Origin of the sequence: Enterobacter cloacae complex sp. IR5403 (assembly GCF_049238705.1) — a bacterium.
In the GTDB taxonomy this organism is placed as follows: domain Bacteria; phylum Pseudomonadota; class Gammaproteobacteria; order Enterobacterales; family Enterobacteriaceae; genus Enterobacter; species Enterobacter hormaechei_C.
The window spans coordinates 1-21,248 of record NZ_JBMKHP010000010.1 but is presented as its reverse complement, the minus strand read 5'-3'; the positions used below and the strand labels follow the sequence as shown (position 1 = coordinate 21,248).

The following is a 21,248-nucleotide window of genomic DNA, read 5'->3' as shown; positions in this document are numbered from 1 at the left end:
AAGATTACTGATGATGAAAAAATCCCTTTGCTGCGCCCTGCTGCTCGGCATCTCCTGCTCTGCTCTCGCCGCGCCAGTATCGGAAAAACAGCTGGCGGAGGTGGTCGCGAATACGGTTACCCCGCTGATGAAAGCCCAGTCTGTTCCAGGCATGGCGGTGGCCGTTATTTATCAGGGAAAACCGCACTATTACACGTTTGGCAAGGCCGATATCGCGGCGAATAAACCCGTTACGCCTCAGACCCTGTTCGAGCTGGGTTCTATAAGTAAAACCTTCACCGGCGTTTTAGGTGGGGATGCCATTGCGCGCGGTGAAATTTCGCTGGACGATCCGGTGACCAGATACTGGCCACAGCTGACGGGCAAGCAGTGGCAGGGTATTCGTATGCTGGATCTCGCCACCTACACCGCTGGCGGCCTGCCGCTACAGGTACCGGATGAGGTCACGGATAACGCCTCCCTGCTGCGCTTTTATCAAAACTGGCAGCCACAGTGGAAGCCTGGCACAACGCGTCTTTACGCCAACGCCAGCATCGGTCTTTTTGGCGCGCTGGCGGTCAAACCTTCCGGCATGCCCTATGAGCAGGCCATGACGACGCGGGTCCTTAAGCCGCTCAAGCTGGACCATACCTGGATTAACGTGCCGAAAGCGGAAGAGGCGCATTACGCCTGGGGCTATCGTGACGGTAAAGCGGTGCGCGTTTCGCCGGGTATGCTGGATGCACAAGCCTATGGCGTGAAAACCAACGTGCAGGATATGGCGAACTGGGTCATGGCAAACATGGCGCCGGAGAAGGTTGCCGATGCCTCACTTAAGCAGGGCATCGCGCTGGCGCAGTCGCGCTACTGGCGTATCGGGTCAATGTATCAGGGTCTGGGCTGGGAAATGCTCAACTGGCCCGTGGAGGCCAACACGGTGGTCGAAGGCAGCGACAGTAAGGTGGCGCTGGCGCCGTTGCCCGTGGCAGAAGTGAATCCACCGGCTCCCCCGGTCAAAGCGTCCTGGGTCCATAAAACGGGTTCTACTGGCGGGTTTGGCAGCTACGTGGCCTTTATTCCTGAAAAGCAGATCGGTATTGTGATGCTCGCGAATACAAGCTATCCGAACCCGGCACGCGTTGAGGCGGCATACCATATCCTCGAGGCGTTACAGTAAAACATTGCCGGGTGGCGCTGCGCTTACCCGGCAAAACATCCTGCACAATCTCCCGCATTTTCCCTGCTGTCATCTACACTTAACAAAAAACAGTAAGGAAACTCCTATGCGCATTCTGCCTGTTATTGCCGCAGTAACAGCCGCGTTTTTAGTGGTTGCTTGCAGTTCCCCTACTCCTCCGCCTGGCGTCACGGTAGTCAGTAATTTCGACGCACAGCGCTTCCTCGGCACCTGGTATGAAATCGCCCGAATGGATCATCAGTTCGAACGGGGCTTAGAGAAAGTCACGGTCAGCTACAGCGCGATGGATGACGGTGGGATCCGGGTCATTAACCGCGGCTATAACCCGGATCGCCAGATGTGGCAGCAGTCAGTTGGTCAGGCCTATTTCACCGGCGCGTCTAACCGCGCGGCCATGAAAATCTCTTTCATCGGCCCATTCTACGGCGGGTATAACGTCATTGCGCTGGACAGAGAGTACCGCCACGCGCTGGTGTGTGGGCCGGATCGCAACTATCTGTGGATCCTCTCCCGCACGCCAACGATCCCGGCGGAAATGAAACAGCAGATGCTGGACATAGCGACCCGGCAAGGGTTTGACGTGACGAAATTAATCTGGGTAAAACAGCCGCATTAGTGGGTACTGAGTTTTAACCCGATGATACCCGCGACGATTAACGCGAGGCTGGCGATACGCGCCAGACTCGCAGACTCCCCCAGCAGCAGAATGCCGGTAATGGCAGCCCCTACCGCGCCAATTCCCGTCCAGACAGCGTAAGCCGTTCCGACTGGCAAGGTTCGCATCGCCCATGACAGCATGACGATACTGACAATCATTGCGGCGATAGTGATGACGCTGGGCGTCAGGCGGGTAAAACCGTGGGTATATTTCAGGCCAATTGCCCATACCACTTCGAGCAAACCGGCAATAACAAGAACGATCCAGGACATATCAGGCTCCTTAACTTAACGACAAGTTGGGGCCGTCCCCGATGAGTGAAGCGCTTACGGGTCGTCCCGCAAGGCTGAGATTGCGCCTTATATTTTGGTTAGCGTGGAATTTTTTTTCAAACTTTTTCTGCTGAACACGTTAAGGCAAGAAATAGCCTCAGTAAGGCACGTAGTTCAGGCATTTATGACTCATCCGACTTCTCTATGATGATAGGCTTTCTGATGGCAGGAAGCCAAACCACTAGCCGACTGCGAAAATTTTATGTTCAAAATTCTTTTGATTGACCGTTGTCACTTCACCCGCACGGGATTTGAAGCCTGGGTCAATCATTCAGACCTGTTTTCGGGTCATTTCGTCGTAACCGGGGTGAATAATCTTTTCCTCGCCAGAGAGCATATCCTGCAATGGAAGCCTGCGCTGGTCATCGCTGATTTATCTGGCTTCCGGCAGGATTTACACCATTTTCAGCAGCTATCCTCCCTGCTGATTGCCAGCGAAACGCTGCCTTTCATTATGCTGCAATCAGGCCAGGAGCAAGAAATGACAGATTATCTGGCGCAGTTCCCGATATGGGCTTCACTTTCCAAAAATACCGATCTGGAAAAACTGGCGGCGGTGATAAACGACGCGCTAACGTCATGCGCAAGCGCGGAGCTTCCTGCAATGGCGGCACCGTTACTGACGCGTCAGGAAGAGAGAGTTCTTACCCTGTGGATGGATGGCGCGAGCAACCAGAAAATTGCCAGCAATCTGCGCATTAACGGAAAAACGGTGTACACGTACAAACGCAATATCCGCATGAAGCTGCATATGGATACGCGCTACTCCCCGTTTTTATCGCTACAGGAAGTGGAGAATTGACGGTACGGTGAAATGACCTGCCGTACCGTCGCTTTCATTAGTTCTGAGCTTTAGTTGCTGCGCCAGAAATCGCGTTACCACCGTCGGAGATATCTTCCCCTACGCCACGGGTGGTGTTACATGCAGTCAGTACCGAAGAAAGCACCAGAACAGAAAAGATCGCTGCAATTGTTTTCTTAACCATAATATCTTCCTTTTATAGCCAAAGTTATTTTGTGTATAGCAACTTAAGAATAGACAAGATCTTGTCGTTTGACGGAAAAGGAAGAATTTTTAGGAAAATTAGACGGAATTAGCTGGCCGCATGGGAAATGATATGGCCGAGATCCTGGATATCTTCACCCACGCCACGCGCGGTGTTGCAACCGGAGAGAATTGCGCTGGAGAGCGCTAACAGAAGCAGAATTTTAACGGTACGTTTCATCTTCCCTGCCTGCAAAATCAGGCGCAGCGGGCGCTGCGCCTTTAATCATGACGTAAATTACTTCACGCGGGATACGTATTCGCCGGAGCGGGTATCCACTTTGATCACTTCACCGATCTGTACGAACAGTGGCACTTTCACCACAGCGCCGGTAGACAGGGTGGCAGGCTTGCCGCCAGTACCTGCGGTATCACCTTTCAGACCTGGATCGGTTTCAACGATTTCCAGCTCAACGAAGTTCGGAGGCGTAACCGCGATAGGCTGACCGTTCCACAGGGTCACGATGCACTCAGCCTGATCCAGCAGCCACTTGGCGTTGTCGCCAATCGCTTTTGCGTCCGCAGACAGCTGCTCGAAGGTTTCGTTGTTCATGAAGTGCCAGAACTCACCGTCGTTGTACAGGTAAGTCAGGTTCATATCGACAACATCAGCGCCTTCAGCGGAGTCAGTAGATTTGAAGGTTTTCTCAACACGGGTACCGGTCAGCAGGCGGCGCAGCTTAACGCGTGCGAATGCCTGGCCTTTACCTGGTTTAACGAATTCGCTGGCTTCAACCGCGTACGGTTCGCCGTCCATCATGATTTTAAGACCAGCACGAAAATCGTTGCTATAGTACGTTGCCATAAGGCCCTCTAAATTTGTTAACTGGTAGCTAAGCCACAAAATGGCGCATATTGTAACCCTAAACACCCCGTCCAGAGAAGATTGGTTATCGCAACTTGCCGATGTAATCACCAGTCCTGATGAATTGCTGCGTCTTTTAGACCTCGAACAGCATGAAGCGTTGTGTGCAGGTCGTGAGGCGAAACGCCTTTTCGCCCTGCGCGTTCCCCGCGCGTTTGTTGCCCGAATGGAAAAGGGTAATCCTGATGATCCGTTATTAAAACAAACGCTTACTTCTCAGGATGAGTTTATTACCGCTCCCGGATACAGCACCGATCCGCTGGAAGAGCAGAACAGTGTCGTCCCGGGTTTGCTGCATAAATACCGCAATCGTGCCCTGCTGCTGGTTAAGGGCGGTTGCGCGGTAAATTGCCGCTATTGCTTCCGTCGCCACTTCCCGTACGCCGAAAACCAGGGCAATAAGCGCAACTGGCAGGTGGCGCTGGACTACATCGCGGCGCACCCGGAGCTGGATGAAATCATCTTTTCTGGCGGCGATCCGCTGATGGCAAAAGATCATGAGCTGGACTGGCTGCTGACTCAGCTTGAGACCATCCCGCATATTAAGCGTCTGCGCATTCACAGCCGTTTACCGATCGTCATCCCGGCGCGTATCACCGACGCCCTGGTCACGCGCCTGGAGCAGTCCCGTTTGCAGGTACTGCTGGTGAACCATATCAACCACGCGAATGAAATTGACGCGGACTTTCGTGCGGCGATGGCGCGTATGCGAAAGGCAGGCGTGACGCTGCTCAACCAGAGCGTATTACTGCGCGGCGTGAACGACAGCGCCCGCGTGCTGGCCGATCTTAGCAATGCCTTATTTGATGCGGGCGTTATGCCCTATTACCTGCATGTTCTGGATCGCGTCCAGGGCGCGGCGCACTTCATGGTGACGGATGAAGAGGCCCGGAAGATTATGCGCGAGCTGTTAACGCTGGTTTCAGGTTATATGGTGCCGAAGCTGGCTCGTGAGATTGGCGGAGAGCCGAGTAAGACGCCGCTGGATTTGCAGCTGCGTCAGCAGTAAAAAGGCAGGTGGCGCTACGCTTACCTGCCCTGGAGATAAAGCGACAGCGCCATCAAAAGGCTATATCAGTTCGGGCACTTATAGACCTGGCCGTTCATCTGGCTGGCGGTTGGCACAAAGCTGGACAGCATCCCCTGCGTCGGGCTGCTCACCCCGTAAATCACGTTGCCGCCCATTGCCGCAGCCTGATTACGCAGGGCATTGGCCGCACCACGCATAGAGCCGCCCTCTTCGCCGTGCTGCCCCGACATCCAGTTGCTTTGCTCGCCAGTGGCGGTGCCTAACAGCTGGCATTCGCTGCCCGGCTTATCTTCCACAAAGCGAACGCTCTGGCCCGCTGCCGTCAGCTCATTGCTGATGCTACAACCCGCCAGCAGCAATGCTGCACCTACAATCCCTGCACAGACTTTTATGCGCATATTATTCCTCGTTTTCAATAAGCTGGACAGTAGTTGTCCGCGTGTAAACCTTATACTAAAAAGATGACCAAAAGAAAAATGCTGAGCATTTCTGCGAGCCAGATTCCGCTGGCACTCCTCCGACATCTTAAATGAATTCTGATAATAACCTTTGGGATATCGTGTTTTAGCCCCCGATCGTTTTTAGTGATGCGACGTACAACTTTTGTACGCGAATCAAAAAAGGGGGTTTCATGAGTGCATCATCCTCAGGAGAGGAAAAAGTAACCTGGGTGGGCTATCTGGCGTTCGTGCTCACCATCGTATTTTTCTCAGGTTTTTTCGCCAAAAGTACTGAATGGTGGCGCGTGCTGGATTTTACCGTCCTCAACGGCAGCTTTGGACCGGTGAACGGCGCGCTAACGTTTCGCGGCGAGGGCGGCACAGGAGCGAAAGATGGGTTTTTGTTTGCCCTTGAACTGGCGCCCTCGGTCATTTTATCGCTCGGGATCATTGCCGTTACCGAGGGGCTGGGCGGGCTGCGCGCCGCACAACAGCTCATGACGCCCATTCTGCGCCCGCTGCTCGGCGTGCCGGGCATCTGCTCTCTGGCGCTTATCGCCAACCTGCAAAATACCGATGCAGCCGCAGGGATGACCAAAGAGTTGACCGACGAAGGGGCGATTACTGACCATGAACGCGCCATTTTCGCCACCTTCCAGACCAGCGGTAGCGCCATTATCACCAACTATTTTTCTTCCGGCGCCGCACTCTTTACCTTTATTACCGTCCCGGTGATAACGCCGCTTGCCGTCATTCTGGTGTTCAAATTTGTTGGCGCGAACTTCCTGCGACTGTGGATCGCCCACATGGAAGTTCGCCGCGTTCAGGAGGAAAAATGATCGCCCAGCCGCGTAAAAATATCATGGACTTGTTTATCGATGGCGCCCGCCGCGGCTTTACCATCGCCACCACCAGCCTGCTGCCGAACGTGGTCATGGCGTTTGTCATCATTCAGGCGCTCAAGGTAACCGGCCTGCTGGATATTGTCGGCAGGGTATGCGAGCCCATCATGGCCCTGTGGGGGCTTCCGGGTGCGGCGGCAACGGTTCTTCTGGCCTCGGTAATGAGCATGGGCGGCGGTGTGGGGGTCTGCGCCAGTCTGGTCGCTGCCGGCACGCTCAACGGTCACGATGCCACCATCCTGCTGCCCGCCATCTATCTGATGGGTAATCCGGTGCAAAACACGGGCCGTTGCCTTGGCACCGCAGGCGTCAACCCGAAGTATTATCCGCACATCATTACGGTCTGCGTCATTAACGCCCTGCTCTCAATGTGGGTGATGCAGCTACTCTTCTGAGGAGATAAAAATGGATTTTTCAGTGCTGGAACCGCATCTTTTCCGCAATGCGCAGCTTTACGCTCCCGAGGTTCTTGGGCGTTGCGATCTGCTGATTGCCGGGGGAAAAATCGTCGCAGTCGAAAAAGCGGGCCACGCTACAACAAGGCCAGACTGTCCTGAAAGCGATCTCGCCGGAGCGGTGGTTTGCCCTGGTTTTATCGATCAGCATGTACACCTGATTGGCGGCGGCGGTGAAGCCGGTCCCCACACGCGGACGCCAGAGGTGCGATTGTCTGCGCTGGTGGCGGCTGGCATCACCTCCGTTGTTGGCCTGCTGGGCACCGACGGCGTGACCCGCCATCCCGAGTCGCTGCTGGCGAAAACGCGGGCGCTTGAGCATGAAGGGATCAGCGCATGGATGCTGACAGGCGCATATGGCCTGCCTTCTCCGACTATTACCGGCAGTATCGAAAAGGATGTGGCGCTGATTGATAAAATCATTGGCGTGAAATGCGCGATTTCTGACCATCGCTCTTCCGCTCCGGCAGATGACCAGCTCGCGAATATGGCCGCCCAGTCACGCGTCGGCGGGCTGCTGGGCGCCAAAGCGGGGATATCCGTGTTTCATCTCGGCAACAGCCCGAAACTGCTCGAGCCGCTGCTTAGCATCCTGAATAACGCCGACGTGCCCCGCACGAAACTGCTGCCAACCCACGTCAACCGCGCCCGGCCACTGTTCCACGCCGCACTGGACTATGCCCGCGACGGGGGGTACATCGACATTACCACCAGCATCAGTGAGCCCATTGATGCCGCCACCGCCATCGCGACGGCCCGTGACGCGCAGGTGCCGTTTAACCGGCTCACGCTCAGCTCGGATGGCAACGGCAGCCAGCCGAATTTTGACGCAAACGGTAATCTTGTTGGCATTGGCGTGGCGGGTTTTGAGTCCCTGCTTGAGACGCTACAGCAGCTGGTCGGCCGATATCACCTGCCGCTGGAGGAGGCGCTTCTGCCGTTTACGCGTAACGTGGCGGAGTTTCTCGGTCTGGAGCATAAAGGGCGGATCGCGCCCGGATGCGATGCCGACTTCCTGGTGCTGACGGATGACCTGAAGATCCGTGAGGTCTGGGCGAAAGGCCGCCAGATGGTGCGTGAAGGCGTTGTGTGCGTGAAAGGCACGTTTGAGTAGAAGACAATAAAAAACCCCGGGCATTGCTGCCCGGGGTTCGTTCTGAGAGGTTCAGAACAACATGATTACATCATGCCGCCCATGCCACCCATGCCGCCCATACCACCAGCAGCACCTAAGTCAGGCGCGTCGCCTTTAGGCAGGTCGGTCACCATGCACTCGGTCGTGATCATCAGGCCAGCTACAGATGCCGCGTATTGCAGAGCAGAACGGGTCACTTTAGTTGGATCCAGGATACCGAAGTCGATCATGTTGCCGTATTCTTCAGTTGCCGCGTTGTAACCGTAGTTACCTTCACCCGCTTTCACCTTGTTCGCAACCACAGACGGCTCTTCACCGGCGTTGGACACGATCTGACGCAGCGGAGCTTCCATTGCGCGCAGCGCAACTTTGATACCCACGTTCTGGTCTTCGTTCTGAGCTGTCAGGCCAGCCAGTTTAGCGGCTACACGCACCAGCGCGACACCACCACCAGCAACCACGCCTTCTTCTACCGCAGCACGGGTCGCGTGCAGGGCGTCGTCAACGCGTGCTTTCTTCTCTTTCATTTCAACTTCGGTAGCCGCACCGACTTTGATTACCGCTACGCCGCCTGCCAGTTTCGCTACGCGCTCCTGGAGTTTTTCACGGTCATAATCGGAAGTTGCTTCTTCGATCTGCTTACGGATCTGACCAACACGGCCCTGAATAGCGGCTTCTTCACCCACACCGTCGATGATGGTGGTGGTGTCTTTGTTGATCACAACGCGTTTCGCCTGGCCCAGGTCTTCCAGGGTCGCTTTTTCCAGCTCCATACCGATCTCTTCGGAGATTACGGTACCGCCAGTCAGGGTAGCGATATCCTGGAGCATCGCCTTACGACGATCGCCGAAGCCAGGTGCTTTAACCGCTGCCACTTTCACGATGCCACGCATGGTGTTAACCACCAGGGTCGCCAACGCTTCGCCTTCAACGTCTTCAGCAATGATTACCAGCGGCTTGCCTGCTTTCGCAACGGCTTCCAGCACTGGCAGCATTTCGCGGATGTTGGAGATTTTCTTGTCAGCCAGCAGGATGAACGGGCTTTCCAGCTCAACAGCGCCAGTTTCTGGCTTGTTGATGAAGTATGGGGACAGGTAACCGCGGTCGAACTGCATACCTTCAACCACATCCAGTTCGTCTTCCAGACCAGTACCGTCTTCAACGGTGATCACGCCTTCTTTACCGACTTTATCCATCGCTTCGGCGATCAGTTTACCTACGGTTTCGTCGGAGTTAGCGGAGATAGTACCAACCTGAGCAATGGCTTTAGAGTCAGAGCACGGTACGGACAGCGCTTTCAGTTCTTCAACAGCGGAAGCGACAGCTTTGTCGATACCACGTTTCAGATCCATTGGGTTCATGCCCGCAGCAACGGCTTTCAGGCCTTCGGTGATGATCGCCTGCGCCAGTACGGTCGCGGTGGTGGTACCGTCACCGGCAGCGTCGTTCGCTTTAGAGGCAACTTCTTTCACCATCTGTGCGCCCATGTTTTCGAACTTGTCTTCCAGCTCGATTTCACGTGCAACAGAAACACCATCTTTGGTGATGGTTGGCGCGCCGAAGGATTTGTCCAGCACTACGTTACGGCCTTTCGGGCCCAGAGTGACTTTCACTGCGTCTGCCAGTACGTTTACGCCGCGGAGCATTTTTACACGAGCGTCGTTACCGAATTTTACGTCTTTAGCTGCCATGTTCTTATTTCCTCAAATTCGTACAGTTTTCGTGCGTTAATTACGCTTCAACAATTGCCAGAATGTCGCTCTCGGACATGATCAACACTTCTTCATTGTCGATCTTCTCGGATTTCACGCCGTAGCCATCGTTGAAAATGACGATGTCACCAACTTTAACGTCCAGTGGCTGCACAGTTCCGTTTTCCAGGATGCGGCCCTTACCGACAGCGATGATTTCGCCACGCGTTGATTTTGCTGCTGCTGAACCGGTCAGAACGATGCCGCCCGCAGACTTGGTTTCAACTTCTTTACGTTTGACGATCACACGATCATGTAACGGACGAATACTCATTGATAGCTCTCCTTTGAGAAAGTCATTATCAGTTATGGATGACGCCGGTCCGCATGCGGTTTTCCGGCTAGTGCCCTGAGAGATGGGGATAGCTTTTTACCCCTTCAAGGGGTAATCGAAAAAAAATTTGCGAAAGTGTTACCATCCACTCTCTTTTGATGGTGGCGGGACGAGGTAAATGAGTGGACTCAGGCAGGAGTTGGGGCTGGCGCAGGGCATTGGCTTACTCTCAACGTCTTTATTAGGCACGGGGGTATTTGCGGTTCCCGCGCTGGCGGCGTTGGTTGCCGGCAATAACAGTCTTTGGGCATGGCCGGTGCTGATCGTGCTGGTGTTTCCGGTGGCGATTGTCTTTGCCATACTCGGGCGGCACTTCCCGAGCGCGGGCGGCGTAGCGCATTTTGTCGGCATGGCGTTTGGGCCGCGGATGGAGCGCGTCACCGGCTGGCTATTTTTGTCGGTGATACCCGTTGGCCTTCCGGCAGCCCTGCATATCGCAACCGGCTTCGGACAGGCGCTGTTTGGCTGGCACGATGAACAGCTGCTGCTGGCTGAACTCGGTACGCTGGCGATTGTCTGGTGGGTAGGCTCGCGCGGGGCCAGTTCCAGCGCCAATCTGCAAACGCTGGTCGCCGTGTTAATTGTCGCGCTGATCGTCGCCATCTGGTTTGCGGGTGACATTACCGTGGCGGATATTCCTTTCCCCGCGATTAACGACATCGACCACGCACAGCTTTTCGCTGCACTATCCGTCATGTTCTGGTGTTTCGTCGGTCTGGAGGCGTTCGCTCATCTGGCATCCGAGTTTAAACAGCCCGAGCGTGATTTTCCCCGCGCCCTGATGATTGGCCTGCTGCTGGCGGGGACCGTGTACTGGGCCTGTACCGTACTGGTGCTGCACTTCAACGCATTCGGTGAAGAGAAAGCCGCCGCCGCGTCGCTGCCGGGCATCGTGGTGCAGCTGTTTGGCGTTAAAGCCCTGTGGGTAGCCTGCGTGATTGGCTATCTCGCCTGCTTTGCCAGCCTCAACATCTATATTCAGAGCTTCGCCCGGCTGGTGTGGTCTCAGGCACTTTATAAACCGGATAGCCCCCTCTCACGCCTGTCAAAGCGTCAGCTTCCGGTGAATGCGCTGAATACCGTACTGGGCTGCTGCGTGGTGAGTTCCCTGGCCATTTATCTCCTCGACATCAACCTTGACGCGCTGATTGTCTACGCCAACGGTATTTTCATCATGATCTACCTGCTGTGCATGCTGGCGGGCTGTCGGCTGCTGAAAGGTCGCTTTAAGGCGCTGGCGGCTGTCGGGTGTGTCCTGTGCCTGATGCTGCTGGCGATGGTGGGATGGAAGAGTGTGTACGCCATCGTCATGCTGGCGGGGCTGTGGGTGTTTTTACCGAAGCGGCAAGATCCTCAGGCCCGGTGAGCGAGCGCCACCGGGCCAGAAACTTACCGATCGTCTTTATGATCTAACCGGTCGCGCTGCTCATCCTTACGCTGGTATTCCCCTTCAAAGGTATCCCCCGGACCGGTGCTGAAACCACCGCCTGGCATACGGCTGAAACGCAGATGCGGCAGCAGCTTCATGGTCAGGTGCTTCTGCACCGGCGGCAACAGCAACAGCAGGCCGAGGAAGTCGGTAAAGAAGCCCGGCAGGATCAGCAGCAAACCAGCAATAATCAGCGACACGCTTTTGATCATCTCGGCGGCAGGGCTTTCGCCTGCGGCCATCTTCTGCTGCATTAACAGGAAATTTTTGAAACCCTGATTGCGCACCAGCGACATGCCGATGACGGAGGTGAAGATCACCAGAATCAGCGTCAGCAGGACGCCCAGCACATGGGCAACCTGGATGAAAATCGAAATTTCAATGTAAACATAAAGAAAGAAAGCAATAAATGGTATCCAGCGCACTGGCATCTCCTGTATGGCAGGTGCCTTCTGGCCCCTGACTGAATGTGTTCGCGAAGCGCGTAGATAAGAGATGGTGACGGTTAGCCAAATTTCAATCGGTTTGCACGGATATTTTTTCTGGAAATATTAAAGCGGTGACATATTTCACAGATTAATAATTATCATGAAATCGGGTCGATAATAAGTGATCCAGCTTACGGCAATTCGCTATCATCAGCATATGATCTCGAACATCTGGCCGATTGAGGGAATAATCGTCGGTCATAAAATATTCAAAACCACATATATACTGTGTGTTTAGTACAATCCATCGGCAGCTTGAAAAGAAGGTTCACATGTTAAACAACATTCGTATCGAAGAAGATTTGTTGGGTACCAGGGAAGTTCCAGCGGATGCCTACTATGGTGTTCACACTCTGAGAGCGATTGAAAACTTCTACATCAGCAACAGCAAAATCAGCGACATCCCTGAATTTGTGCGTGGCATGGTGATGGTAAAAAAAGCCGCGGCTCTGGCGAACAAAGAGCTGCAAACCATTCCTAAAAGCGCTGCAAATGCGATTATCGCCGCGTGCGATGAGGTGCTGAACAACGGTAAATGCATGGATCAGTTCCCGGTCGACGTCTATCAGGGCGGCGCGGGCACCTCCGTCAACATGAACACCAACGAAGTGCTGGCAAACATCGGCCTGGAGCTGATGGGTCATCAGAAAGGTGAATACCAGTACCTGAACCCGAACGACCACGTTAACAAATGTCAGTCCACCAACGACGCCTACCCAACCGGCTTCCGCATCGCGGTGTATGCCTCTATCGTCAAACTGGTCGACGCGATTAATCAGCTGGGCGATGGCTTCCAGCGTAAAGCCGTTGAGTTCCAGGACATCCTGAAAATGGGCCGTACCCAGTTGCAGGACGCGGTGCCAATGACCCTCGGACAGGAATTCCACGCGTTTAACGTGCTGCTGAACGAAGAGACCAAAAACCTGCTGCGCACGTCCGAACTGCTGCTGGAAGTGAACCTGGGCGCAACCGCCATCGGTACACGCCTGAACACGCCAGATGGCTATCAGCAGCTGGCGGTACAGAAGCTGGCTGAAGTGTCCAACCTGCCGGTTGTGCCTGCGGAAGACCTGATTGAAGCTACCTCAGACTGCGGCGCCTACGTGATGGTGCACAGCGCACTGAAACGTCTGGCGGTGAAACTGTCCAAAATCTGTAACGACCTGCGTCTGCTCTCCTCCGGTCCGCGCGCTGGCCTGAATGAAATCAACCTGCCAGAGTTGCAGGCGGGTTCATCCATCATGCCAGCTAAAGTGAACCCGGTAGTGCCAGAGGTGGTGAACCAGGTTTGCTTCAAGGTTATTGGTAACGATACGACCGTCACCATGGCCTCCGAAGCCGGTCAGCTCCAGCTTAACGTGATGGAGCCGGTGATTGGCCAGGCGATGTTTGAATCTATCCATATTCTGACCAACGCCTGCTACAACCTGCTGGAAAAATGCATCAACGGCATCACCGCGAATAAAGAAGTGTGTGAAGGCTACGTCTATAACTCCATCGGCATCGTCACCTACCTCAACCCGTTCATCGGCCACCACAACGGCGATATCGTCGGGAAGATTTGTGCCGAAACCGGTAAGAGCGTGCGTGAGGTGGTTCTCGAGCGAGGATTGTTGACCGAAGCCGAACTGGACGATATCTTCTCCGCCCAGAACCTGATGCACCCGGCATATAAAGCGAAACGATATACCGATGAAAGCGAACAGTAACCGTTCAGGCTAAGCTTCCGAAAGGCACGTCACTTGTGACGTGCCTTTTTTCTTTATGGGCGTTACCAAAACACAACAATTCAATATCAACTTGTTAATGAGCAAGGCAGGTCTTTATGTTTGGAGCAGAACTCGTCATCGTCCTGTTGGCGATTTATTTGGGCGCACGACTCGGGGGTATCGGCATCGGTTTTGCTGGCGGTCTCGGAGTGCTTGTACTTACCCTGATCTTTCAGATTAAACCCGGCGCAATCCCTTTTGACGTTATCGAAATCATCATGGCGGTTATTGCTGCTATCGCGGCCATGCAGGTCGCGGGCGGTATGGACTACCTGGTGAGCCTGGCGGAGCGTATGCTGCGTCGCCATCCGAAATACATCACCTTCCTTGCCCCGCTGGTGACCTGGTTTATGACCATCCTCGCCGGTACTGGCCATACCGCTTTCTCCACGCTGCCGGTAATCACCGAAGTGGCGAAAGAGCAGGGTATTCGCCCGTCTCGCCCTCTTTCTATTGCCGTGGTCGCCTCCCAGATTGCGATTACCGCCTCGCCTATTTCCGCGGCGGTGGTCTTCTTCGCGGGTATCCTTGAGCCGATGGGCGTAAGTTACCTGACGCTGCTGGCAATCTGTATTCCGGTGACGCTGATTGCGGTAATGATCACTGCCGTGCTGTGTAACTTCCTCGGCGCCGAGCTGAAAGACGATCCGGTTTACCAGGAGCGTCTGGCAAAAGGTGAAGTGAGCCTGCGCGGTAGCCAGGTCTTCGAGCTGAAGCCGCATGCAAAACGCTCCGTGCTGCTGTTCCTGATTGGTATCGTCGCCGTGATGTTCTACGCCACCGCCATCAGCGATACGGTAGGTCTGATCCAGAACCCGGTTCTGCCGCGTAACGAAGCCATTGTGGTATTTATGCTGACCATCGCGACGCTGATCAGCATCACCTGTAAAATCGACACCAGCGAAGTGCTGAACGCCAGCACCTTCAAATCCGGTATGAGCGCCTGCGTGTGCGTGCTGGGCGTGGCGTGGCTCGGCGATACCTTTGTGAAAGCGCACATCAGCGATATCCAGACCGTTGCAGGCGACCTGCTGCACAACTATCCGTGGCTGCTGGCGGTAGTGCTGTTCTTTGCCGCGACGCTGCTGTACTCCCAGGCTGCGACCACCAAAGCGCTGATGCCTGCGGCACTGATGCTGGGCGTGACGCCGCTGACGGCGATTGCCTCTTTTGCAGCGGTTTCCGCCCTGTTCGTGCTGCCCACCTATCCAACCCTGCTGGCCGCGGTTGAGATGGATGACACCGGCTCAACCCGTATTGGTAAGTACGTGTTTAACCACGCGTTCCTCATCCCGGGCGTGGTGGCGATTACGCTCTGCGTGATCCTCGGCTTTATCATCGGCGGCATTGTGCTGTAAACGATTAGCCGTTGTAAAAATAGTTAAAATCGGGCCGCTCTGCGGCCCGTTTCATTAATGACCAACCGCCTTGCGTGATATAGTGAAGACTTTCGTGATGAGGAGGTCGACTTGTGAACACGCCTGATGCTGTTGTTGTACTGTGCACCGCCCCTGATGAAGCTTCTGCCCAGGATCTGGCCGCCAAAGTGCTGGCCGAAAAACTGGCTGCCTGTGTCACACTTCTTCCCGGCGCCACCTCCCTTTATTACTGGGAAGGCAAGCTGGAGCAAGAGTACGAAGTCCAGATGTTGCTCAAAACCAACCTGACAAACCAGCAGGCGCTCCTCGATTGCCTCAAGTCTCATCATCCATACCAAACCCCGGAGCTGCTGGTTCTGCCAGTGGTCCACGGCGATAACGATTATCTCTCATGGCTCAACGCTTCATTACGCTGATCCTGCTGCTGTGCAGCACGTCAGTTTTTGCCGGGTTGTTTGACGCACCCGGCCGTTCGAACTTTATTCCTGCCGACCAGGCATTCGTTTTCGACTTTCAGCAAAACCAGCACGATCTCAGTCTCACCTGGCAGGTGAAAGAGGGTTACTACCTCTATCGCAAGCAAGTCAGCATCACGCCGGCAAAGGCGAACGTCGGCGCGTTGCAGATGCCCGCTGGCGAGTGGCACGAGGACGAGTTCTACGGTAAGAGTGAAATTTATCGCCAGCGCTTAAGCGTGCCCGTCACGGTGAACCATGCCGATAAAGGCGCCACATTAACGGTCACCTATCAGGGCTGCGCCGATGCCGGATTCTGTTACCCACCTGAAACAAAGGTCGTTCCGCTTAGCGAAGTGAAAGCGGCGGCCTCCCCTCCCCCCTCAGGGGAAATGGCCAGTGTGAGGGGTGAAGGCGTAGCCGCTTCAGACCTTCCGTTCTCAGCGCTTTGGGCATTATTGATTGGTATCGGCATCGCCTTTACGCCCTGCGTGCTGCCCATGTACCCGCTTATCTCTGGCATCGTGCTGGGCGGTAAACAACGCCTTTCCACCGCCCGCGCGCTGGTGCTGGCCTTTATCTATGTGCAGGGCATGGCGTTAACCTATACGGCGCTCGGCCTCGTGGTCGCCGCTGCCGGATTGCAGTTCCAGGCCGCTCTTCAGCACCCTTATGTGCTTATCGGTCTGTCAGCGGTGTTTATTCTGCTGGCGCTGTCGATGTTTGGCCTGTTCACCCTGCAACTGCCCTCTTCCCTGCAAACCCGTCTGACGCTGATGAGCAACCGTCAGCAGGGTGGCTCTGCGGGCGGCGTGTTCGCCATGGGTGCCATCGCCGGGCTGATTTGCTCCCCCTGCACCACCGCGCCGCTGAGCGCCATCCTGTTATATATTGCCCAGAGCGGCAACCTGTGGCTCGGCGGCGGCACGCTGTACCTCTACGCGCTCGGCATGGGCTTGCCGCTGATCCTGGTGACGGTGTTTGGCAATCGTCTGCTGCCGAAGAGCGGTCCGTGGATGGAGACGGTGAAAACCGCGTTTGGTTTTGTCATTCTGGCGCTGCCGGTATTTCTGCTGGAGCGCATCATCGGTGATGTGTGGGGTACGCGTCTTTGGGCGATGCTCGGCGTGGCCTTCTTCAGCTGGGCGTTTATCGTGAGTCTGGGGGCGAAGAAACCGTGGATGCGCCTGCTACAGATCCTTCTGCTGGCGGCCGCGCTGGTGAGCGTCCGTCCGCTACAGGACTGGGCGTTTGGCACCCCGGCAGGTCAAACGCAGGCGTATCTGAATTTTATACAGATTAAGAACGTGGATGACCTTCACCGCGCTCTGGCGCAGGCGAAAGGCAAACCGGTCATGCTCGATCTCTACGCAGACTGGTGCGTGGCCTGCAAAGAGTTTGAAAAATACACTTTCAGCGATCCGCAGGTACAACATGCGCTGAGCGATACCGTTCTGCTCCAGGCGAACGTTACTGCCAACAGCGCCCAGGATAAGGCTCTACTGAAGCAACTTAATGTGCTCGGGCTGCCTACCATCCTGTTCTTCAATGAACAGGGGGAAGAACAGCCGACGCAGCGTGTAACCGGGTTTATGGACGCGACGGCATTCAACGCGCATTTGCGCAATCGCCAACCGTAAACAACACTTTAGACGGGACAAACCGTTGGGAATAGCGGAGGAGATAACCGTGCAACGCGAAGACGTACTGGGACAAGCCCTGCAATTGCTTGAGATTCAAGGGATCGCCAGCACCACGCTTGAGATGGTCGCCGACCGTATCGATTACCCTCTGGATGAACTTAAGCGCTTCTGGCCGGATAAAGAGGCGCTGCTGTATGATGCCCTGCGCTATCTCAGCCAGCAGGTGGATATATGGCGCAGGCAGCTGATGCTGAATGAAGAGCTGACCACCGAGCAAAAGCTGCTGGCGCGCTATACCGCACTGACGGAGTGTGTTACCAACAACCGCTACCCAGGCTGTCTGTTTATCGCCGCCTGCACCTACTATCCGGATCCCGGACACCCCATCCATCAACTGGCAGATCAGCAAAAACGTGCCGCGCACGAGTTCACACACGAGCTGCTGACCACACTTGAAGTGGATGATCCGGCAATGGTCGCGAAGCAGATGGAGCTGGTGCTGGAAGGTTGCCTGAGCCGCATGCTGGTGAACCGTAGCCAGGCGGATGTGGATACGGCGCACCGTCTGGCGGAAGATATTTTGCGGTTTGCGCAGTGTCGTATGGGTGGTGCTCTGACCTAAGCCAGCATTCCCGTCCAGGCGGAAATAAACAAACACAGCGCCATCGCGCGCTGAAATCGCACCATCGCCACGGTGGTGCGGAAAATCCGGTTCACCGCCTTCCCCAGCCACGCCCAGCACAACAAACAGACCACGGAGATCGCCAGAAACCATAGCGCCATCAGCGTAATATCCCGTAATGCATGGTCGCTTGCCGGAGCAAACAGGCTGACAACTGCCAGCGCCATCATCCACGTTTTTGGGTTTACAACCTGTAATAACGCCGCCGCCCGCGCGGTAAACCGGACATGGCGTCTGGAGGAGAGATTCGCGGCCGGGGCGCTAAACAGCTGCCAGCTCATCCAGGAAAGCCACAGCACGCCCGCCCAGCTCATTACCTGACGTATCAGCGGATACTGGCGTAACACTTCTCCTGCCCCAGCCCCCGAAACCAGAACAATAGCGCTGGCGGCAATACACCCGCCCAGGATCGCTGGAACCGTATTTTTTACGCCAAAGTGCTGACTGTTAGCCAGTACCAGAATATTGGTTGGCCCCGGCGTAATCGAGGCAACAAATGCAAACAGCAGGAAGGGTAATAAATTCACAGGCGACTCCTTTTTTATTAGAGCCACGAATGTGCCGTTATTTTCTGGAAACGTCTGGAAGGTTTGTGCACAACCGGCGGTAGTGTGCCGGAGAAATACGGTATGCCCGCTGGAACCAGCGACCAAGATGGCTTTGATCGGCAAAACCCACTGCCGTCGCAACATCAACAGGCAATTCCCCACACGCCAGCATCTGTCGGGCCTTTGCCAGGCGCAGCTGGATAAGCCAGGCGTGCGGTGCCAGATGAAATTCGCGCTTAAAACAGCGGGTGAGCGTAAAGCGATCCGTACCCGTCTCACGGGCAAGGTCTGACAGCCCCACGTTCTCGCCGATATGCGCATAGAGATAGTCGCGGGCACGATGCGCCACAGCGGAGCTTTGTAGCTGAGACGGGAGTTTCTTACGCCAGTGGCAGTGGGCAGTGATCTGAGAGAGCAGGTTATCCATTGTGCTCTGTTGGACGATCTTCATCTCATCGTTATGCAACGAGGCAAATGTATCACCGATAGCGCGTACCAACTGAGGCTCTCGCGTCAGCGTTTGGGCAAAGTGGAGGGTGTAGCTCCCGGGAGTAGAGTCGTACAGCCCTTGAAGCGTACGGGTGAGCCAGTGTTCATCCAGATAAAAGGTCAGATAAGTAAAGCCCCCCTCTACCGGTGCATCACCGTCATGGATCTCCCCGGGCTCAAGTAAAAAAGCATCGCCCGGCTGGCTACGGTGGCGTTCACGGCGACAGTGGAACTGCTGGGTGCCGGAAAGGGTTATTCCGACCAGATAGCTATCATGCCAGTGGGGATCAAAGGCATGTCCTTCGAAATGCGCCTTAATTGTCTCAATACCTGTTTCTGCATGCTGACGCAGCTCAAGCCAGTCGTTTGCCATACTGCCCTCCTCTTACCGTCAGCATTGTCACATCTTGCCTGAACTGTCTGGAAGATTTGTGCAATTCCAGGGCACAAACGGACAGATTGCCGCAAACTTAAGCAGTTGAACAGCTTTTCCCGAAATAATGTTGACGATCGCGCGCGATTGCGGTTTAATGCGCTCCGTTGCCCGGATAGCTCAGTCGGTAGAGCAGGGGATTGAAAATCCCCGTGTCCTTGGTTCGATTCCGAGTCCGGGCACCAATATTCATAAGGCCTCGCTGCAAAGCGGGGCTTTTTCCTTTTCTGGCTACGGTAGATTTCTGGTCGTTGCAACACGTTATTTGTTTGCTGGATTTCTCGCCATTTTCGCAGATGTTCGTTACTTTTAGACACCTCAACATCCTCTGATGTACCTTTTCCTAACCTCACTGCTACGGTCTTTCTACGGTCCTTTACGGTTCCTTTCTCTCAGATCATTCATAGATACGGGGAAAACGGGGGGATTATCATTTCTCCTTAATCCGCTGGTCTTAACGTGATTTTGTCGCGGGGAATAGGGTGGGGAAATCCCCAATAGCAAGCGGGGAAACCAGGCAGCATACACCCTCCACCATTCACATGGGGATTTTCACCAGTCAGTCCACCTGCAACAGATCTTCTTTCCTTTTCATTTCTTACCGTTACCAGAATCCCCCGTCCTCCACGCCATCATAAAATGGTTTATCCGTAGTACTACTTGAGCTAAACGTATTGGACTGTTAAAGCTGAGTGTCCGCTGGGAGGGATATGCGGGCATTACTAGCAGCACTCTGTGTTAAACAACGGGGAGCAGTCACCGCTTCCCAACCCGTTATTTCATCGTGCCAAACTGTTTGTTCTTCAGTGCATATAGTCGGTCGAACTCAGCATAGGGCTCTCCCGTTTCAGCTGCGTGCCGGGTTTTAGCGTCCAGAAGGCCGGGCAAAGGGATTCCATGACTCAGTGAGTGGTAAAGATCATAACCACTGACACAGATAACACGCTTCCCTTTACCAAAAGCCGTCAGACCTTCAGGCGTAAACCCCATCCAACTGATAAAAACACCGCGTGTCCAGGTTGCCTTGGTACTGAGCTTTCCTTCAAATACATGGAGATCGGCAGCCGACGTTCTTTTCTGATGCCACTTTGCCTCTATCAGGTAAAATTCATCATTCAGTCGGAAACTTCCGTCAATCTGTTCGCCTGTGTTTCGGAAAGACGAACGGGGAGCGAGCTTAAAGATACTGAACAGTTCAGCAAGCCAGGCTTCAAACCGAAAACCACGTGGATGTGGCGGCAGAGATTTCATCTCGTTCATTTCAGCGATAAGTGAAGGCCAGTCAACACCATGCCATGCCTGGACAGGCTTTACGCCTTTGGCTTCATCGGTGCCAGCGTTTTCTAAGCGGGAAATCAGTGCAAGATAGTCATTACGGCTTTGTTCAGCCTGTTCAGGCATGGATTCCGTTTTATACTGCCAGACAGCGCCAAGAACCCGCAGAGCGGTCTCACGATCAGCCTGTTTCAGCAAGCATCTAACTCGTTTGGCCTTTGACGTCCCCTCTTCCTGATAACGTTCATCATCAATATCAATGTTTAGTTCTTCATCAAAAAAAGCAGACAAGGTGCGGTTAGAGAAATCAAGTATCCAGCCAGGATCGCTCTCAAACACGAGATTAAACAGCCTCAAATCCTGCATTTTCAGTTTCACGCCTACCTCCTTTTTTTCACAGTATAACGGGATGAAAGTGGAGGAGGAAATGAAGTGGTTTACTGAATTTGGCCACCTGAACAGAGGTGATATGCTCACCTCAGAACAACACAGGTGTCATAATGAAAAAAAGAAATTTCAGCGCAGAGTTTAAAC

General features: G+C 54.6%; 24 protein-coding genes and 1 tRNA gene. 14 read left to right on the top strand and 11 right to left on the bottom strand.

From position 1 onward, the window contains the following. Positions 1 to 10 precede the first annotated feature (10 nt). Both ACOTW6_RS14625 and ACOTW6_RS14620 read left to right on the top strand, forming a co-directional pair. A complete protein-coding gene (locus ACOTW6_RS14625) occupies positions 11 to 1,156 on the top strand; it encodes a cephalosporin-hydrolyzing class C beta-lactamase ACT-147 (protein WP_062932487.1) in 1,146 nt (381 codons plus the stop codon). Positions 1,157 to 1,262: 106 nt separating this feature from the next. Next, a complete protein-coding gene (locus ACOTW6_RS14620; protein ID WP_047052638.1) occupies positions 1,263 to 1,793 on the top strand; it encodes a lipocalin family protein in 531 nt (176 codons plus the stop codon). Here ACOTW6_RS14620 and sugE read toward each other — a convergent pair. Further along, the gene (sugE, locus tag ACOTW6_RS14615) at positions 1,790 to 2,107 is read right to left on the bottom strand and encodes a quaternary ammonium compound efflux SMR transporter SugE (RefSeq protein WP_015572453.1); all 318 of its coding nucleotides are present in this window, start codon (positions 2,105 to 2,107) and stop codon (positions 1,790 to 1,792) included. The genes ACOTW6_RS14620 and sugE overlap by 4 nt on opposite strands. Positions 2,108 to 2,369: 262 nt before the next feature. Between sugE and ACOTW6_RS14610 the strand changes: the two genes are divergently transcribed. After that, positions 2,370 to 2,969, top strand: coding sequence for a helix-turn-helix transcriptional regulator (locus tag ACOTW6_RS14610; protein ID WP_062932488.1), 600 nt, complete (start codon positions 2,370 to 2,372; stop codon positions 2,967 to 2,969). A gap of 37 nt (positions 2,970 to 3,006) precedes the next feature. Here the strand turns inward: ACOTW6_RS14610 and ecnB are convergent, their stop codons facing one another. From ecnB to efp, 3 genes are all read right to left on the bottom strand, one after another. Then, a complete protein-coding gene (gene ecnB, locus ACOTW6_RS14605) occupies positions 3,007 to 3,153 on the bottom strand; it encodes a lipoprotein toxin entericidin B (protein ID WP_003855942.1) in 147 nt (48 codons plus the stop codon). Between the two features lie 108 nt (positions 3,154 to 3,261). Continuing rightward, positions 3,262 to 3,393, bottom strand: coding sequence for an entericidin A/B family lipoprotein (locus ACOTW6_RS14600; RefSeq protein WP_006810410.1), 132 nt, complete (start codon positions 3,391 to 3,393; stop codon positions 3,262 to 3,264). Positions 3,394 to 3,450: 57 nt separating this feature from the next. Then, complete coding sequence (gene efp, locus ACOTW6_RS14595) at positions 3,451 to 4,017, bottom strand: elongation factor P (RefSeq protein ID WP_003855940.1); 567 nt, start codon at positions 4,015 to 4,017, stop codon at positions 3,451 to 3,453. A gap of 40 nt (positions 4,018 to 4,057) precedes the next feature. On the opposite strand from efp, the gene epmB reads away from it, so the two are divergent. Next, complete coding sequence (gene epmB / locus ACOTW6_RS14590; protein ID WP_062932489.1) at positions 4,058 to 5,086, top strand: EF-P beta-lysylation protein EpmB; 1,029 nt, start codon at positions 4,058 to 4,060, stop codon at positions 5,084 to 5,086. Between the two features lie 65 nt (positions 5,087 to 5,151). Here the strand turns inward: epmB and ACOTW6_RS14585 are convergent, their stop codons facing one another. Continuing rightward, the gene (locus ACOTW6_RS14585) at positions 5,152 to 5,505 is read right to left on the bottom strand and encodes a DUF4156 domain-containing protein (RefSeq protein WP_121479365.1); all 354 of its coding nucleotides are present in this window, start codon (positions 5,503 to 5,505) and stop codon (positions 5,152 to 5,154) included. Between the two features lie 233 nt (positions 5,506 to 5,738). On the opposite strand from ACOTW6_RS14585, the gene ACOTW6_RS14580 reads away from it, so the two are divergent. The 3 genes from ACOTW6_RS14580 to iadA are packed head-to-tail and all read left to right on the top strand — an operon-like array spanning position 5,739 to position 8,018. Further along, positions 5,739 to 6,386 carry a nucleoside recognition domain-containing protein gene (locus ACOTW6_RS14580; protein WP_017694685.1) on the top strand — a complete coding sequence of 216 codons (648 nt, stop codon included), beginning with the start codon at positions 5,739 to 5,741 and terminating at the stop codon, positions 6,384 to 6,386. Next, on the top strand, positions 6,383 to 6,844 hold the full coding sequence (locus ACOTW6_RS14575; protein WP_006810414.1) for a YjiG family protein: 462 nt from the start codon (positions 6,383 to 6,385) through the stop codon (positions 6,842 to 6,844). The genes ACOTW6_RS14580 and ACOTW6_RS14575 overlap by 4 nt, the downstream gene beginning before the upstream one ends. 10 nt (positions 6,845 to 6,854) lie before the next feature. Then, entirely contained in the window at positions 6,855 to 8,018 is a 1,164-nt protein-coding gene (gene iadA / locus ACOTW6_RS14570) for a beta-aspartyl-peptidase (protein WP_121479366.1), read from the top strand. A gap of 65 nt (positions 8,019 to 8,083) precedes the next feature. Here iadA and groL read toward each other — a convergent pair whose 3' ends face one another. Both groL and ACOTW6_RS14560 read right to left on the bottom strand, forming a co-directional pair. After that, positions 8,084 to 9,730, bottom strand: a complete 1,647-nt coding sequence (gene groL / locus ACOTW6_RS14565; RefSeq protein WP_003855930.1) for a chaperonin GroEL — start codon at positions 9,728 to 9,730, stop codon at positions 8,084 to 8,086. A 40-nt stretch (positions 9,731 to 9,770) separates the two neighbouring features. Further along, the gene (locus tag ACOTW6_RS14560) at positions 9,771 to 10,064 is read right to left on the bottom strand and encodes a co-chaperone GroES (protein ID WP_003855929.1); all 294 of its coding nucleotides are present in this window, start codon (positions 10,062 to 10,064) and stop codon (positions 9,771 to 9,773) included. Between the two features lie 178 nt (positions 10,065 to 10,242). Between ACOTW6_RS14560 and yjeH the strand changes: the two genes are divergently transcribed. After that, positions 10,243 to 11,490, top strand: coding sequence for an L-methionine/branched-chain amino acid transporter (yjeH, locus tag ACOTW6_RS14555; protein ID WP_032646955.1), 1,248 nt, complete (start codon positions 10,243 to 10,245; stop codon positions 11,488 to 11,490). A 23-nt stretch (positions 11,491 to 11,513) separates the two neighbouring features. Here the strand turns inward: yjeH and ACOTW6_RS14550 are convergent, their stop codons facing one another. Beyond that, a complete protein-coding gene (locus ACOTW6_RS14550; RefSeq protein WP_003855925.1) occupies positions 11,514 to 11,978 on the bottom strand; it encodes an FxsA family protein in 465 nt (154 codons plus the stop codon). Positions 11,979 to 12,313: 335 nt separating this feature from the next. On the opposite strand from ACOTW6_RS14550, the gene aspA reads away from it, so the two are divergent. The 5 genes from aspA to ACOTW6_RS14525 all read left to right on the top strand — a co-directional run bounded on the left by aspA (position 12,314) and on the right by ACOTW6_RS14525 (position 17,909). Next, positions 12,314 to 13,750, top strand: coding sequence for an aspartate ammonia-lyase (aspA, locus tag ACOTW6_RS14545; RefSeq protein ID WP_015572444.1), 1,437 nt, complete (start codon positions 12,314 to 12,316; stop codon positions 13,748 to 13,750). A 116-nt stretch (positions 13,751 to 13,866) separates the two neighbouring features. Continuing rightward, positions 13,867 to 15,168 carry an anaerobic C4-dicarboxylate transporter gene (locus ACOTW6_RS14540; RefSeq protein ID WP_003855921.1) on the top strand — a complete coding sequence of 434 codons (1,302 nt, stop codon included), beginning with the start codon at positions 13,867 to 13,869 and terminating at the stop codon, positions 15,166 to 15,168. 113 nt (positions 15,169 to 15,281) lie between these two features. Further along, complete coding sequence (gene cutA, locus ACOTW6_RS14535; protein WP_003855908.1) at positions 15,282 to 15,605, top strand: divalent cation tolerance protein CutA; 324 nt, start codon at positions 15,282 to 15,284, stop codon at positions 15,603 to 15,605. After that, positions 15,581 to 17,284, top strand: coding sequence for a protein-disulfide reductase DsbD (locus tag ACOTW6_RS14530; protein ID WP_062932492.1), 1,704 nt, complete (start codon positions 15,581 to 15,583; stop codon positions 17,282 to 17,284). Before cutA ends, ACOTW6_RS14530 begins: the two co-directional genes overlap by 25 nt. Positions 17,285 to 17,333: 49 nt before the next feature. Continuing rightward, the gene (locus ACOTW6_RS14525) at positions 17,334 to 17,909 is read left to right on the top strand and encodes a transcriptional regulator (protein WP_017383972.1); all 576 of its coding nucleotides are present in this window, start codon (positions 17,334 to 17,336) and stop codon (positions 17,907 to 17,909) included. On the opposite strand, the gene ACOTW6_RS14520 is transcribed toward ACOTW6_RS14525, so the two are convergent. Further along, a complete protein-coding gene (locus ACOTW6_RS14520) occupies positions 17,906 to 18,496 on the bottom strand; it encodes a LysE family translocator (RefSeq protein WP_062932493.1) in 591 nt (196 codons plus the stop codon). The genes ACOTW6_RS14525 and ACOTW6_RS14520 overlap by 4 nt on opposite strands. A gap of 37 nt (positions 18,497 to 18,533) precedes the next feature. Continuing rightward, complete coding sequence (locus tag ACOTW6_RS14515) at positions 18,534 to 19,379, bottom strand: AraC family transcriptional regulator (protein WP_047052648.1); 846 nt, start codon at positions 19,377 to 19,379, stop codon at positions 18,534 to 18,536. 169 nt (positions 19,380 to 19,548) lie between these two features. Here ACOTW6_RS14515 and ACOTW6_RS14510 point away from each other — a divergent pair. Continuing rightward, positions 19,549 to 19,624: transfer RNA gene (locus ACOTW6_RS14510), tRNA-Phe, on the top strand. Between the two features lie 589 nt (positions 19,625 to 20,213). On the opposite strand, the gene ACOTW6_RS14505 is transcribed toward ACOTW6_RS14510, so the two are convergent. Then, complete coding sequence (locus ACOTW6_RS14505; protein ID WP_042111475.1) at positions 20,214 to 21,092, bottom strand: restriction endonuclease; 879 nt, start codon at positions 21,090 to 21,092, stop codon at positions 20,214 to 20,216. Positions 21,093 to 21,248: the final 156 nt, after the last annotated feature.

Coding starts and splice junctions, on each gene's coding strand:
- ACOTW6_RS14625 (WP_062932487.1), top strand. CDS start 11: ATGATGAAAAAATCCCTTTGCTGCGCCCTGCTGCTCGGCATCTCCTGC.
- ACOTW6_RS14620 (WP_047052638.1), top strand. CDS start 1,263: ATGCGCATTCTGCCTGTTATTGCCGCAGTAACAGCCGCGTTTTTAGTG.
- sugE (WP_015572453.1), bottom strand. CDS start 2,107: ATGTCCTGGATCGTTCTTGTTATTGCCGGTTTGCTCGAAGTGGTATGG.
- ACOTW6_RS14610 (WP_062932488.1), top strand. CDS start 2,370: ATGTTCAAAATTCTTTTGATTGACCGTTGTCACTTCACCCGCACGGGA.
- ecnB (WP_003855942.1), bottom strand. CDS start 3,153: ATGGTTAAGAAAACAATTGCAGCGATCTTTTCTGTTCTGGTGCTTTCT.
- ACOTW6_RS14600 (WP_006810410.1), bottom strand. CDS start 3,393: ATGAAACGTACCGTTAAAATTCTGCTTCTGTTAGCGCTCTCCAGCGCA.
- efp (WP_003855940.1), bottom strand. CDS start 4,017: ATGGCAACGTACTATAGCAACGATTTTCGTGCTGGTCTTAAAATCATG.
- epmB (WP_062932489.1), top strand. CDS start 4,058: ATGGCGCATATTGTAACCCTAAACACCCCGTCCAGAGAAGATTGGTTA.
- ACOTW6_RS14585 (WP_121479365.1), bottom strand. CDS start 5,505: ATGCGCATAAAAGTCTGTGCAGGGATTGTAGGTGCAGCATTGCTGCTG.
- ACOTW6_RS14580 (WP_017694685.1), top strand. CDS start 5,739: ATGAGTGCATCATCCTCAGGAGAGGAAAAAGTAACCTGGGTGGGCTAT.
- ACOTW6_RS14575 (WP_006810414.1), top strand. CDS start 6,383: ATGATCGCCCAGCCGCGTAAAAATATCATGGACTTGTTTATCGATGGC.
- iadA (WP_121479366.1), top strand. CDS start 6,855: ATGGATTTTTCAGTGCTGGAACCGCATCTTTTCCGCAATGCGCAGCTT.
- groL (WP_003855930.1), bottom strand. CDS start 9,730: ATGGCAGCTAAAGACGTAAAATTCGGTAACGACGCTCGTGTAAAAATG.
- ACOTW6_RS14560 (WP_003855929.1), bottom strand. CDS start 10,064: ATGAGTATTCGTCCGTTACATGATCGTGTGATCGTCAAACGTAAAGAA.
- yjeH (WP_032646955.1), top strand. CDS start 10,243: ATGAGTGGACTCAGGCAGGAGTTGGGGCTGGCGCAGGGCATTGGCTTA.
- aspA (WP_015572444.1), top strand. CDS start 12,314: ATGTTAAACAACATTCGTATCGAAGAAGATTTGTTGGGTACCAGGGAA.
- ACOTW6_RS14540 (WP_003855921.1), top strand. CDS start 13,867: ATGTTTGGAGCAGAACTCGTCATCGTCCTGTTGGCGATTTATTTGGGC.
- ACOTW6_RS14530 (WP_062932492.1), top strand. CDS start 15,581: ATGGCTCAACGCTTCATTACGCTGATCCTGCTGCTGTGCAGCACGTCA.
- ACOTW6_RS14515 (WP_047052648.1), bottom strand. CDS start 19,379: ATGGCAAACGACTGGCTTGAGCTGCGTCAGCATGCAGAAACAGGTATT.